Here is a 12,991-nt window from a genome sequence, read left to right on the forward strand (position 1 = left end):
GGACCACGTCGGCGACCACCGAGGCGGCGGGAGCGCCACTGCCGGCATAGCGGCCGTACAGCATGACGTAGTCGCCTTCGGCGAACACGAACTGGTTCTCGTAGCGGAGGGTGTCGGGGAGAGCGCGAACGAGACCGAAAAGACCCTCACGGCCCGGCGGAATATGCTTGCTGTGCTGAATATACTTTTCGGACCAAAACCCTTCGGCTGCCGTGTAATCACGCTTTCCGAACAGGGTGTCGAAAGCATTCAGGGCGAGCTCTTTGTTCTGCGTGGGTGTTGTCATGCGAGCCTCCGGTGATCGATGCGATTCCCGTCCCCTCGCCCCGGCGAAAGGGCTCCGCGGTCAGTTGGACGGCACCTGGGAGGGGGAACCGGGTTCGCCGTTGTGCTTCATATGGCCAGTATGGGTCCCGCGGTGCGGTGCGGGCGCGGTGAAGGTGGACCAGTCGGACCTAGGTTCAGGAAGGCCCACATGAAGGGGCCGCACGCGCGTGCGGAACGCAATACTGGTGACCAGGGAATGCACCTCTCCCGCGACAGGAACGGAAAGGTACTTCCTGGAGGAGTCCTTTTTAATTCGCCTCCGAATGGACCGCACAAAGGAGATCGCCATGACTGATTTCGCGCCTGTACCCGCCTTCGCCCTGGGCCCGGACATTCCCGAGGCCGGGTTTGTCGTGCAGGACCTGGGTGGTGGTGCCTACTTCGTGACCCAGGGGATGATCAACACGATGTTCGTGGTGACGAAGAAGGGTGTCGTCGTGGTCGACGCCTCGCCGTTCCTCGGGGAGAAGCTGCTGGCCGCGGTCGAGGAGGTCACCTCGAAGCCGGTCACCCACCTCATCTACAGCCACGCGCATGCCGACCACATCGGGGCGGCTCACCTGCTGAACCGGGACGGCCTGAAGATCATCTCCCATGAGATCACCGGTGATTTCATCAGGGAGGCGAAGGACGACCGGCGCCCGCTGCCCACCGAGACCTTCAGAGGCCGGCGCACGGAGATGGACGTCGACGGGGTGCGTTTCGTCCTCGACTACTCAGGCGACTGGCACCAGGCCGGCAATCTCTTCATCCACCTGCCCGAGCAGCGGCTCATGGGGGCGATGGACAGTTTCAGCCCGAAGAACACGCCGTTCTTCCGCCTGTACTTCTCCGCGCACGTGCCCGCGTACTTCGACGCCATGGACCAGATGCTGGAGTACGACTTCGAGACCGTCGTGACCGGTCACATGGCTCTGCCCGGCACGCCCGAGGACGTCGCCACGAACCGGGAGTACATCCACGACCTGCGTACGGCCGCCGGGGAGGCGCTGCGGACGGTCGACCTGAAGGAAGCCGCGGCCGCCGCCAAGGTGCCGGCCGACAACAAGCAGGCGGAACTCAAGGTCTGGATGGACGCGGTCGTCGCCCGCGCGGCCGAGCTGATGCCGTCCTGGGAGAAGCGCCTGGGAGGAACCGACATCTTCCTCGCCGACAACCTCAACGCCACCGCGTGGAGCGTCTTCATCGACTGAGGGAGACCTCGACGAGGTCGGCGGCCTGGGGCTCGCGGGTCGGCCGCACCGGTTCATCGTACGGAGAAGGAGGGCTGTCGCATGGAGTCACCGACGAGGGCGGAGTTGTTGGCGCGGAGTATCGAGCTGGTCGTGGGCGCGGTCCGTGGCGTATCGGCCGACAAGTACGGCGCCCCGACGCCGTGTTCGGAGTGGACGGTGCGGGACCTGGTCGATCACGTCGCCATGATGCTCCTGCTGACCAGGGACGCGGGCACCCGCACGGCATCGGATCCGAGCCTGCTGACCACTCATCCGGTGCCGTTGCTCGCCGGGCGGCCGGAGTCCGAGTGGCCCCTGCTCCTGGCCGGCCAGGCCGAACCGGCGGCCAGAGCCTGGTCCGAGCCGAAGGCGTGGGAGGGGGAGGCGAGCCTCGGCGGTCCGCCCATGCCCGCCACGGCGCTCGGCGGGATCCTCATCGCCGAATTCACCGTCCACGCCTGGGACACGGCAGTGGCCACCGGACAACCGCTCGCCGTACCCGCGTCCCTGGCCCGGGCCACGTTCGAGACGTACGCGCGCGAGGCACCCCGCATGCGCGGCCTCGGTCTCCTGGGCGGCGAGGTGCCCCAGGACGAGGACGCGCCCCTGCTCGACCGCGCCCTGGCCCTCAGCGGCAGAGACCCCCGTCCGTACAGCACGGGAAGACCGCTCCGCCCGGACGAACGCCGGGACGGAGCCGTCGGGCCGCGCTAGGGGTGCTCAGTGACCGGCGTCCCCGCCCCGGCTCTCGACGCGGAAGCCGAACGGGACCGTTCCCGGGTCGAGGGCGGTGATCCCGCCGTCCACCGTGAGGGTCGCGCCGTTGACGAAGGAGGCCGCGGGCGACAGCAGCCAGCCGATCGCCTCGGCGACCTCGGCCGGGTCGCCCGGGCGGCCGGCGGGCACCAGTGTCGTGGCCTGCGCGTAGGCCTCCTCGACCCCGCCGGCCATGTCCTCCTCCGCCGCGAACCGGGCCATCCGCCCGTCGGCCATCTCGGTGCGCACCCAGGTGGGGCACACGGTGTTGGCCCGCACCCCCTGGCTGCCGTAGTCGACGGCCACCGAGCGGCACAGCTGGAGGAGCGCGGCCTTCGAGGTGGCGTACGCGGCGTTGCCCCACCCGTTGCGCAGCGCCGCGACCGAGGCGACCGCGACCACCGCGCCACGTGCCTTCAGCAGGTGCGGGAGGGCCGCGCGGAGGGTCAGGAAGGGGCCGGTCAGGTTGGTGCGCAGCACCTCGTCCCAGGTCTCGTCCGAGAGGTCCCCGACCGCGCCGCTGCGGCCGATGCCCGCGTTGAGGACCAGTCCGTCGAGCCTGCCGTGGCGGGCGACCGCGGTGTCGATCAGGTCCTGGACCGCCGCCGGGTCCGAAAGGTCGCCCGGGTGCGCCAGGGCGCCGGTCTCGTCGGCCAGTCGCCGCAGCGGCTCGGGCCGCCGCCCGCCGATGACCACCTGGTGCCCGGCGGCCCGCAGCAACCGGGCGGTGGCGGCACCGATGCCGGTACCGCCACCCGTGATGACGACAACATGCGCGTCGGCCATGGCCGTTGGGGCTCCTCACCAGCCGGGGATCGGGCGCCATGATCCTAAGCGGATCCGCCGGGCCACCCCGTCGTCCGCCACGGCTTCAGGCCGATTCAGGCCAAGGGGTTCGGCAACGGCAGATAGCGCGCGTCGGCGCCGTCCGCCCCGGTCCAGCGCAGCAGCAGGTTCGTCTTGCCCGGCAGGGTCGGCGCCGCCAGCAGCCCGGCCACCTCCGGAAGCGGATGCCGGGCCAGCTCCCGGCGGGCCGCGGGCCATGGATCGAACCCGGGGTGGCGTTCGGCGAGCGCGGCGGCGACCTCGATCAGATGGTTGACGACCAGGCAGTACACCAGCCGCTCCCACCCGGCGGCCCGCTCCACGTCGGCGAGCAGCTTGACGCCCTCGGCGTCCCGGTACAGCGCCTGCACCGGCGTACCGTCCGCGTCGACGGCGACCAGAGTGTTCTGCAGATGCGCTTCGAGGACGACGCCGTGGTCGGCGAAGGCCGTGAGCGCCGGGGGTACGACCGCGCGCAGGTACGCCTGCCACCAGGCCCCCGGATCCGCCGTCGAGGCCAGGGGGCTGCCCTCGAAGCCCTCCACCAGGCCGGCCGCGAGCAGCGGGGTGGCCCCGGGCGGCAGCGACCCGCGCAGTCCGTCCCGGACGACGACCGCGAGTTCCTCGAAGGCGAAGCGGGCGGTGCGGTAGCCGCGGTCGCCGAGCCAGGCCGCGGGCCCGTCCATCGCCGCGAAGGCGGCGGTCGCGGCCGAGTCCGTGCGGCGCAGTTTCCGCAGGTCGTGCGCCCACAGCCGGCGGATGTCGTTGGTGATCCGGACGTCCAGGCTGAACTTCAGGAAGAGATCGCGCTCCGGCTCGTACACCGTGCGGATCGCGGCCGTCGGCCAGACCGCGAAGTCGGTCTCCCGCAGCCGTACCAGCCGTCCGTCGGCGAAGGCCGGGGCCAGGTCACGGGCGGCCAGGTCGAGCTGCCAGGGGTGGGCCGGCAGCAGCCGGTAGCCCGGCGGTGCGGCGGCCAGCGCGTCCAGCGCCGACGTGTCGCCCTCCTCGGCCACCTGGTCCGCGCGCACCCCGAGCAGCACCAGCGGGAACCGGGCGTACGCCTCGGGCGCGTACGGCAGCCAGGCGGTGACCGGGCCGCCGCCGCGCGCCTTCGGGGCGGGGTGGTAGGGATGGCCGGTGATGAGGGACTGCTCCGAGCGCAGGTACGGGTCGTCGGGCGCCGTCGCCCGGGCGCGTGCCGTGAGCAGCGCGGCGACCGCGTCCCGGCTGTCGATCATCTCGGCCGGCAGATCGCCGTTGGACAGCCCGGTGTGCGCGCGCAGCTCCTCGGCGACGAGTTTCACCAGCTCGGTGTGGCCGATGCGGTGCCAGCGGCCGGCTGCGTACACCTCGGGCGCGGCGGGCCGGCGCGCGCCGCGCACCCGCAGCAGCCGGCCGCCGCCGGGCAGCCGGTAGACCCGCGGTTTCCCTTGCCCGGCGTCCGGGAGCGGCTCGTCCCCGCTGTCCGGGAGCGGCTCGGCCACCTCCCGCAGCAGGCAGTTGAGCAGGGGCGCGGCAGCGTACGCGTCGGCGCGCTCGCCGATGCCGTCGCTGGGGGGCATGAGATCCACGCGTTCCATTCGTTCGCTACGTCCACACAGTCCGATCACGATCAGTATGTCTGCCGTCATCAGCCATCATGACCGTCGGACCCGTCCCCGAGGAGCCCTCCCGTGCACCGTCCCTCCCCCATCGAGACACAGCTCGCCACGGAGCTGGCCGAGGCGCGGCCGGACCTGGTGTCCGGGTACACGGCCGAGCTGCCCGGTGCGCGGGCGGCGGTGCTGACCCGGCTGTGGCGGGCGCTGGCGCACGAGCCGCTGCCGTGGGTGGCGCGCCGGGTGCGCGGGGCGCACAGCCTGGCCCTGTGGCTGGCCGACGGACGCGCGCTGCACGGCCCGCTTGCGGATCCGTACGCCACCGACACGTATGTGACCGCCGTACGTCTGGACGGGGTGCCGTACGACGATCCGGCGCGGTTGATGACCGATCTGGGGTGGCCTCACTCGGCGGGGTTCGCGGCCGAACTCGGGCACAGTGCGGCCTCGTTGGCGCTCTCGCGGGCGGACCGGGAGTTCCCTCCGAAGGAGTGGCCCGTGGGGGTCCCCCCGGCCGAAGGCTGGGGGAGGGACTGGGAGTGGGAGCAGCGGGTGGTCGACGGGCATCCCTTCCACCCCAACTGCCGTTCCCGGCCCGGTTTCTCGGCGGCCGAGCAGCTCGCGTACGGGCCGGAGCACCGGCCGGTGGTGCGGCTGGAGACGGTCCCGGTGGCGGCCGGGGACTGTCTGCTGTCGGGCGAGTGGCCGGACGAACTCCGGGACTCCGGGCGGCTGTTGATCCCGGTGCATCCGTGGCAGACCGCCCATGTCCTCAAGGGCGGCCCCGGCGAGCCCTGGCGGACCGCGCATCCCCTGATGTCCCTGCGCACCCTCGCCCTCCCCGGCGGACCGCATGTGAAGACCGCGCTCAGCGCCCGGCTGACCTCGTCCGTCCGGGACATCTCGGCGTACTCGATCGACGCGGCCATGACCCTGTCGTCGTTCGCCGCGGACCTGGCGTCCCGCACGGACGGGCTCCTGCACATCACCCGCACCCTGGGCGCGGCGACCGCCGACTCCCCCGACCTGGCGGCCGTGTTGCGCGAGTCGCCCGAGGCGTACGCGGCGCCGGGCGAGCGGGTTCTGCCGGTGGGCGCGCTGGCCGCCACCGGACTGCCCGCATCGCCGTCCTGGCTGGCCGGGTTCACCCGGCTCGCCCTGACGGTGGGGTTGCGGCTGCTGGACCTGGGCGTGGCCCTGGAGGCGCACGGCCAGAACCTCCTGGTGGTGCTGTCCGGGACCGGCGCGCCGCTGCGGCTGGTCTATCGCGACCTGGCCGACATCCGCCTCAGCCCGGCCCGTCTGACCCGGCACGGCATCACCCCGCCCGAGCTGACGGGACGCCTGGTCACGGACGACGAAACGACTCTGCGCCGCAAGCTGTTCGGCTCCCTGGTCGCGGGCGCCCTGGCGGGCACGGCGGGTTCGGGACCGGCCCTGGCGACGGCGCTGGAGACGGCCGTACGGGACCTTCCCGTCACCCCCGACCTGACGGCTCTCCTCGGAGGTCCGCTGCCGGCGAAGGCGTTGACGCTGATGCGGCTGTCGCCCGAGGTGCCCGGGGACCAGTGGGCGGCCCTGCCGAATCCGCTCGCCGACGGACGGTGAGCGCTCACCTGCCCGCCCGCCACTCTCCGTTGGCCTGCCGGCCGTTCGCGTTTTGGCGTCCGGACCTCGTTTTGGAGCCCGGCGCCTCTGATCAATAGGATCCGCCGATGATCAGAACACAACGGACGGCGGCAGGAGTCTGCGCTCTGCTCGCCGCCCTGGCGGCCGGGATCGCGTTCCCCGGCGGAGCGGTCGCCGACGAGACGGACGAGACGGGCCAGGCCGCTCCCAAGGTGGAGCTGGTACTGGACGTCAGCGGTTCCATGCGGGCGACGGACATCGACGGCGGGACGCGGATGGCCGCGGCCAAGCAGGCGTTCAACGAGGTGCTGGACGCGACACCCGAGGGGGTCCAGCTCGGCATCCGCACGCTGGGCGCCAACTACGCCGGAAACGACAAGAAGACCGGCTGCAAGGACACCGCGCAGCTCTACCCGGTCAGCACCCTGGACCGCACCGAGGCGAAGACCGCCGTCGCCACACTCACGCCGACCGGGTGGACCCCGATCGGCCCCGCGCTGCTCAAGGCGGCCGACGATCTCGAGGGCGGTACCGGGACCCGCCGCATCGTCCTGATCAGCGACGGCGAGGACACCTGCCAGCCGCTGGACCCGTGCGTGGTGGCCCGCGAGATCGCCGCCAAGGGCGTCGGGCTGACCATCGACACGCTCGGCCTGGTGCCGGACGCCAAGACCCGGGACCAGCTGAGCTGCATCGCGGACGCGACCGGCGGGACCTACACCTCCGTCCAGCACAAGGAGGAACTGACCGACCGGGTCGGGCAGTTGGTGCACCGGGCCGCCGATCCGGTGGTGACGCCGGTGGCCGCGGACGGCACCGGCCAGTGCTCCTCGGCGCCCGCGCTGAAGTCGGGGCTGTACACCGACCGCGAGGAGTTCGGGCAGCAGCGCTGGTACAAGGTCGACGTCAAGCCCGGCCAGGAGCTGCGGGCTTCGGTCAGCGTCGCCGCCGACCGGGCCGTCAACCCGGACTACGGGGTGCTGCTGCGCGCGGTGACCGTGCACGGACGCGAGATCGTGCGCGGCGAGGCGTCGGGCACCGGCCGTACCGACGTCATCTCGACCGGCCTGCGGTACCCGAAGGCCGAGAGCGACGACGACGAGGACACCACCCCGGAGACGGTCTGTCTCCAGGTGACCAACTCCTTCTCGGCCACGTCCGGTGTGAAGACCAGCCCGGGTCTGCCCGTCGAGCTGACGGTGGACGTGGTGGACGGGCCGTCGCAGGCGTCCGACGTCGCCTCCTTCGGTCTCGGCCGCGGCTGGTGGCTGCTCGGGGCGCTGGTGCTGACCGGCTTCCTCGCGGGTCTGGTGTGGGGCTGGGTGTCGCGCTGGCGGCTGGCGGTCTGGAGGACCAACTGATGTCGATCACACGTGTGTTGAGCGCCGCCCTGCTGGCGGTGGGCCTGGCCGCGGGCCCGGCGTACGCCGACGACGCCTCCCCCTCCCCCAGTTCCTCGGAGGACAGCGGCGCGCCCACCCAGGCGGGCACGTCCTTCCGTACGGCGACGGAACTCGACCAGGGACAGCAGGCCACCGCCAGCGGATCCACGGGCGACTACCTGTACTGGTCGTTCCCCGCCGACGCCGGCCAGCGCCCCGACGTCAAGGCGACGGTGAAGCTGCCCGACGCGCACGCGGCGCAGACCTGGCAGATCGACGTGTACGACGGGCTGCGGCGCCGCCAGGCCTGCCAGTACGGCGCGGCGACCCGCACGGCCGGGCAGGGCACCACGTCGGTGCAGCTGGCCTGTGTGACGCGTACCGTCCGGGGCTGGTCGGAGCCGTGGGCCAACGACCCGCTGCCCGGCACGTACTACGTCCGGCTGACGGTGGTGGACCTCGGCAACGCGGACCTCGGCCAGCCGGTGAGCGCCGAGGTCCGGGTGGACTCGAAGGACATCGGCGGTTCGGCGGCGGTGGACGGTTCGCTGGCGAAGCCGCTGGTCCCCGGGATCGCGGTCAGCTCCGAGAAGAGCGACGACGACAGCAAGGCGGCGGTGCTCTCCAGCTTCGGTTCGGACGACGGCTGGTCCTCCGGCTGGTGGACCGACCGCTGGGTGTGGACCGGGATCGGCGGAGTGCTGGCCGCGCTGGCCGGCATCGGCGGATACGCGCTGACGCGAGGGGCGGGGCGGCCGTACCGGGTGCCGCCGGGCGCCTGACCCGACACGTTCCGGTGACCGGGCCCCCGTTCGCGGCGGGCCCGGTCGCCGTTTCAGGCCTCCCGCAGCGCCTTGGCCAGCGCGCCGTCCCCGGTCACCGTCACCCGACCGGCCCGTACCGCGTCCGCCAGGCCCAACTCCCCCCGGGCCAGGGCCGTGCACGTCCCGGCGTCGAGCACGAGCCGTGCGTCGGGTTCGCGCGGGGCGGGACCGTCGCCGTACACCGGGCCGTCCTCCGCGCCGGCGTACAGATGGAAGTCCCCCTCCCCCAGCCGGACTTCGACCAGTCCCTCGCCGTCCAGGGCCCGCAGCAGCGGCAGCGCGAACCAGTGGGCGCGGACGGCGTCGGTGGGCCGGCGCTCGCCCAGCTCGGGCTCCCCCCACCTGCCCAGCGCCTGGAGCACCGGGAGCAGCTCCCGCCCACGCGCGGTGAGTTCGTAGACGTACGCCGCAGCCGGCGGGGGCAGCCGCCGCCGGGTCGTGACCCCGTCCCGCTCCATGTCCTTCAGCCGGGAGGCGAGGACGTCCGTGCTGACCCCCGGCAGATCCGCGTGCAGGTCGGTGTAGCGGCGGGGACCGGCGAGCAGCTCCCGGACGATCAGCAGGGTCCAGCGGTCGCCCACCACGTCGAGGGCGCGGGCCGCGGAACAGTACTGGTCGTAGCTTCGGCGAGGTGACATGCGACGCAGTGTAGACAAGATGTTGGACTTTCCAAGCTGCTACTTGGTAAAACCAAGCAACACGAGTTCCCGGAGGGGCGCATGGAGTTCCGGCAGTCCAACAAGCTCAGCGAGGTCTGTTACGAGATCCGCGGACCGGTGATCGAGCACGCCAACGCGCTGGAGGAGGCGGGCCACAGCGTGCTGCGCCTGAACACCGGCAACCCCGCGCTGTTCGGCTTCGAGGCGCCGGAGGAGATCCTCCAGGACATGATCCGGATGCTTCCCCAGGCCCACGGCTACACGGACTCGCGCGGCATCCTCTCCGCCCGCCGGGCCGTGGCCCAGCGCTACCAGGCGCTGGGCCTGGAGGTCGGCGTCGACGACGTCTTCCTGGGCAACGGCGTCTCCGAGCTGGTCTCCATGGCCGTACAGGCGCTGGTGGAGGACGGCGACGAGATCCTGATCCCGGCCCCGGACTTCCCCCTCTGGACGGCGGTGACCACCCTCGCGGGCGGCAAGGCGGTGCACTACCTCTGCGACGAGCAGGCGGACTGGTACCCGGATCTGGCCGACATGGAGTCGAAGATCACGGACCGCACCAAGGCCGTGGTCCTCATCAACCCCAACAACCCGACCGGCGCCGTCTACCCGAAGGAGATCGTCGAGGGCATCCTCGACCTGGCCCGCCGGCACGGACTGATGGTCTTCGCGGACGAGATCTACGACCAGATCCTGTACGACGACGCCGTCCACCACTCGGCCGCGGCCCTCGCCCCCGACCTGGTCGTCCTCACCTTCTGCGGCCTGTCCAAGACCTACCGGGTGGCCGGCTTCCGCTCCGGCTGGCTGGTGGTCACCGGCCCCCGGCAGCACGCCAAGGACTACCTGGAGGGCCTCACCATGCTGGCCTCCATGCGGCTGTGCGCCAACGCGCCCGCCCAGTACGCCATCCAGGCCGCGCTCGGCGGCCGCCAGTCCATCCGCGAACTCGTCGCCCCCGGCGGCCGGTTGCACGAGCAGCGCACGGTGGCCTGGGAGAAGCTCAACGAGATCCCCGGCGTGAGCTGCGTCAAGCCCAAGGGCGCCCTGTACGCCTTCCCGCGGATCGATCCCAAGGTGCACCCGATCCACGACGACGAGAAATTCGTCCTGGACCTGCTCCTCCAGGAGAAGATCCAGGTCGTCCAGGGCACCGGCTTCAACTGGCCGGCCCCGGACCACTTCCGCATCCTCACCCTGCCGTACGCGGACGACCTGGAGACCGCGATCGGCCGGATCGGGCGGTTCCTGAGCGGGTACCGGCAGTAGAGCTGGGCCGGGGCCGTGCCCGGGCCGGGCAATCCGGGTAACCCCTCCCCATGACCCAGCGCCCCCTGCTCCTCCTCGACGTCGACGGACCCCTCAACCCGTTCCGGGCCCGGCTGCTGCGGCATCGCGGGTACGTGACCCACCGGCTGCACCCGGCGAACTGGTCCGCCCGCCAGACACCCGGCTCCCGCACGCTCCGCCGCGGGCTGCGGGTGCGGCTGCACCCGGGGCACGGGGCACGGCTGCTCGCGCTGCCGTACGAGCTGGCGTGGGCCACCACCTGGATGCACGAGGCCAACGAGATGATCGGCCCGGCCGTCGGGCTGCCCGAACTGCCCGTCATCGAGTGGCCCGAGCTGTTCGCCAAGGACCCGGACGGGCTGTACTGGAAGACGCGGACCGTCGTGGCGTGGGCGGCGGGGCGGCCGTTCGTGTGGGTGGACGACATGGTCACCGACCTGGACGTCCGTCATGTCGCCGACCATCACGACGCCCCCGCGTTACTCCTTCCGGTCGACTCCCGCCACGGCCTACGGGCGCGTGAGTTCGCCGAACTGGAACGCTGGGCTTCTAGCCTCTGAGGTATGGCTGATGTCTTTCTCGTCCGGCACGGTGAGACCGAGTGGTCGCGGTCCGGGCGGCATACGGGGTGGACCGACGTGCCCCTCACCGAGCACGGGCGGGAGGAGGCGCGGCGGCTGGTGCCGTTGATCCGGTCGCATCGCATCGGCGCCGCCTTCGTCAGCCCGCTCCAGCGGGCCCGGGAGACCGCCGAGCTGATCGGCGTGCCCGATGCCCGGGTCGACGCCGACCTGCGGGAATGGGACTACGGCGGCTACGAGGGCGTGACCACCGTGGAGATCCAGCGCACCCGGCCGGGCTGGTTCCTCTTCACCGACGGGGTCGCGCCCGGTCCGCCGGAGCACCCCGGGGAGACCCCGGAGCAGGTCGGAGAGCGGGCCGACCGGATGCTGTCCAAGGTCGAAGCGGCCCTCGCCAACACGGAGGGGGTCGTGCTGCTCGTCGCCCACGGCCACTTCCTGCGCGTGCTGACCGCCCGCCGCCTGGGCCTGCCCCCCTCCGACGGCGCCCTCTTCCAGCTGGCGACCGGAACGCTGTGCCGCCTGAGCACGGAGCACGAGCGCCCGGTGATCGCCGGGTGGAACATCCGGCCGAGCGAGCCGAGCGACGGCTGAGGGGAGAGCGTCAGCGGGCGGCGGGCGGCATCGTCCGACCGGGTGTCAGTGGGCGGTCGTAGCCTTCGGGAGACGGATCGGTACGGGTCCGTACGGATCCGTGCGGGTCCGCGGGCCTGTTTCCGGGAGGAGCGCGCTGTGTCACGACCGCCCACCGCCGCTCAGCGGCACATCATCGATGACGCCGATCCGATCAGCGGGCGGCTGCGGGGTACGGAGGCGCAGTTGGCGGCGCTGGTGAAGCGGGGGCTCGCCTTTCGGCATCCGCGGCCGCCGCACGACCACTTCCTGACGCCTGCGGGGCATCGGACACGGGAGACGGCGGCTCCGCAGCCCCCGGCAGTGGCGCCGCCCACCGAGCCGGACGGGGTGTTCGCCGCGCGGGTCGGTGGTGAGGAGGCGGTCGATGACGGGGCCGCCCGCGCGCGTGAGGTGCACAGCGCCTGGCAGGGGCTCCTGGAACTGCGCCGGATGACCAACCCCGACGGCGCCACGGACCGGCCGTGCGGCTGGGAGCGTACGCACCTGGTGCGGGCCGCCGCGCTCGCCCTGGAGGCGGCCGGGCACCCGCCCGAGGGACCGGCGACCGCCGGCTACCGGGTGCGGGCCACGCCGCAGCCCGAGGCGGTCGCCGTGTACGCGCCGGAGGGCGAGCCCCTGCGGGCGTGCGCGGGCACGCTGGAGCGGGCGGGGTGGCAGACCGGCGAGTACACGGAACCACGGACTCGAACGCGCTATCTACTGGCATCGCCGCGCCGGGTGTGACGGGCGTGCCAGGATGCCGACAGAGGATCAGTGCGTCGTACACGAGAAGTCGTGCACGACCCGTCGTACACGAGAAGGGGAAGTCGTGAGCGAACCGTATTCCGTCCGCGTCACGGTCCGTGGCTACGAGACCGATGTGCAGGGCCATCTGAACCAGGCGGTGTACATCAACTACGCCGAGCACGCCCGCTGGTCGCTGCTCCGGGCCGCCGGGATCACCCAGGCCGGCCTGATCGGGCGGGGCGTGGGCCCGGTGGCACTGGAGACGACCATCCGGTACAAACGGGAGCTGCTCGCCGGTGACGAGGTCGATGTGACCTGCGTGTTCGAGTGGAGCGAGGGCAAGACGTTCCGGGTAATCCAGTCGATAACCAAGACGGACGGCACCCTGGCCGCCGAGGTGGACGCGGTCGGCGGGCTGCTGGACCTCAAGGCCAGGCGGCTGATCGACCGTCCGAGTGACGTCTTCAAGGAACTCGTCTCGGATCCGGACCTGTTCGGCTTCTGAGGGTCCGGCGGACCGCCACCGCCCGGTCCAACGCCT

The 12,991-nt window shown here is 72.2% G+C and carries 14 protein-coding genes; 10 read left to right on the top strand and 4 right to left on the bottom strand.

Features of this window, described 5'->3' with window-relative positions; translation table 11 throughout:
• Positions 1-286, bottom strand: a 286-nt coding sequence (locus ACFWXC_RS14825) for a hypothetical protein (protein ID WP_384478533.1), incomplete at its 3' end; no start/stop codon positions are given.
• 328 nt (positions 287-614) lie between these two features.
• Here ACFWXC_RS14825 and ACFWXC_RS14830 point away from each other — a divergent pair.
• Both ACFWXC_RS14830 and ACFWXC_RS14835 read left to right on the top strand, forming a co-directional pair.
• On the top strand, positions 615-1,520 hold the full coding sequence (locus tag ACFWXC_RS14830; RefSeq protein ID WP_384478536.1) for an MBL fold metallo-hydrolase: 906 nt from the start codon (positions 615-617) through the stop codon (positions 1,518-1,520).
• Positions 1,521-1,601: 81 nt separating this feature from the next.
• Complete coding sequence (locus tag ACFWXC_RS14835) at positions 1,602-2,255, top strand: TIGR03086 family metal-binding protein (RefSeq protein WP_384478539.1); 654 nt, start codon at positions 1,602-1,604, stop codon at positions 2,253-2,255.
• Positions 2,256-2,261: 6 nt separating this feature from the next.
• Here the strand turns inward: ACFWXC_RS14835 and ACFWXC_RS14840 are convergent, their stop codons facing one another.
• Together ACFWXC_RS14840 and ACFWXC_RS14845 are read right to left on the bottom strand one after the other, a co-directional pair.
• Positions 2,262-3,083: an SDR family NAD(P)-dependent oxidoreductase gene (locus ACFWXC_RS14840; RefSeq protein WP_384478542.1), complete on the bottom strand. Its 822-nt coding sequence runs from the start codon at positions 3,081-3,083 to the stop codon at positions 2,262-2,264.
• A 95-nt stretch (positions 3,084-3,178) separates the two neighbouring features.
• Positions 3,179-4,705 (bottom strand): IucA/IucC family protein, encoded by a 1,527-nt coding sequence (locus ACFWXC_RS14845; protein ID WP_384478545.1) that lies wholly within the window; start codon positions 4,703-4,705, stop codon positions 3,179-3,181.
• A gap of 93 nt (positions 4,706-4,798) precedes the next feature.
• Between ACFWXC_RS14845 and ACFWXC_RS14850 the strand changes: the two genes are divergently transcribed.
• From ACFWXC_RS14850 to ACFWXC_RS14860, 3 genes are all read left to right on the top strand, one after another.
• A complete protein-coding gene (locus tag ACFWXC_RS14850; protein WP_384478548.1) occupies positions 4,799-6,331 on the top strand; it encodes an IucA/IucC family protein in 1,533 nt (510 codons plus the stop codon).
• A gap of 107 nt (positions 6,332-6,438) precedes the next feature.
• Positions 6,439-7,713, top strand: a complete 1,275-nt coding sequence (locus ACFWXC_RS14855; protein WP_384478551.1) for a VWA domain-containing protein — start codon at positions 6,439-6,441, stop codon at positions 7,711-7,713.
• Entirely contained in the window at positions 7,713-8,516 is an 804-nt protein-coding gene (locus tag ACFWXC_RS14860) for a hypothetical protein (protein WP_384478554.1), read from the top strand. Before ACFWXC_RS14855 ends, ACFWXC_RS14860 begins: the two co-directional genes overlap by 1 nt.
• Before the next feature lie 53 nt (positions 8,517-8,569).
• Here the strand turns inward: ACFWXC_RS14860 and ACFWXC_RS14865 are convergent, their stop codons facing one another.
• On the bottom strand, positions 8,570-9,196 hold the full coding sequence (locus tag ACFWXC_RS14865) for a winged helix-turn-helix transcriptional regulator (RefSeq protein ID WP_384478557.1): 627 nt from the start codon (positions 9,194-9,196) through the stop codon (positions 8,570-8,572).
• Positions 9,197-9,277: 81 nt separating this feature from the next.
• Between ACFWXC_RS14865 and ACFWXC_RS14870 the strand changes: the two genes are divergently transcribed.
• From ACFWXC_RS14870 to ACFWXC_RS14890, 5 genes are all read left to right on the top strand, one after another.
• Positions 9,278-10,486, top strand: a complete 1,209-nt coding sequence (locus tag ACFWXC_RS14870; protein WP_384478560.1) for a pyridoxal phosphate-dependent aminotransferase — start codon at positions 9,278-9,280, stop codon at positions 10,484-10,486.
• A gap of 50 nt (positions 10,487-10,536) precedes the next feature.
• The gene (locus ACFWXC_RS14875) at positions 10,537-11,067 is read left to right on the top strand and encodes a hypothetical protein (RefSeq protein WP_384478563.1); all 531 of its coding nucleotides are present in this window, start codon (positions 10,537-10,539) and stop codon (positions 11,065-11,067) included.
• Between the two features lie 3 nt (positions 11,068-11,070).
• On the top strand, positions 11,071-11,682 hold the full coding sequence (locus ACFWXC_RS14880; protein WP_384478566.1) for a histidine phosphatase family protein: 612 nt from the start codon (positions 11,071-11,073) through the stop codon (positions 11,680-11,682).
• Positions 11,683-11,820: 138 nt separating this feature from the next.
• Positions 11,821-12,447 carry a hypothetical protein gene (locus tag ACFWXC_RS14885; RefSeq protein ID WP_384478569.1) on the top strand — a complete coding sequence of 209 codons (627 nt, stop codon included), beginning with the start codon at positions 11,821-11,823 and terminating at the stop codon, positions 12,445-12,447.
• A gap of 85 nt (positions 12,448-12,532) precedes the next feature.
• Entirely contained in the window at positions 12,533-12,955 is a 423-nt protein-coding gene (locus tag ACFWXC_RS14890; protein WP_384478572.1) for an acyl-CoA thioesterase, read from the top strand.
• The last annotated feature ends 36 nt before the right edge of the window (positions 12,956-12,991 follow it).

This window comes from Streptomyces sp. NPDC058683 (genome assembly GCF_042716195.1).
Lineage (GTDB): Bacteria > Actinomycetota > Actinomycetes > Streptomycetales > Streptomycetaceae > Streptomyces.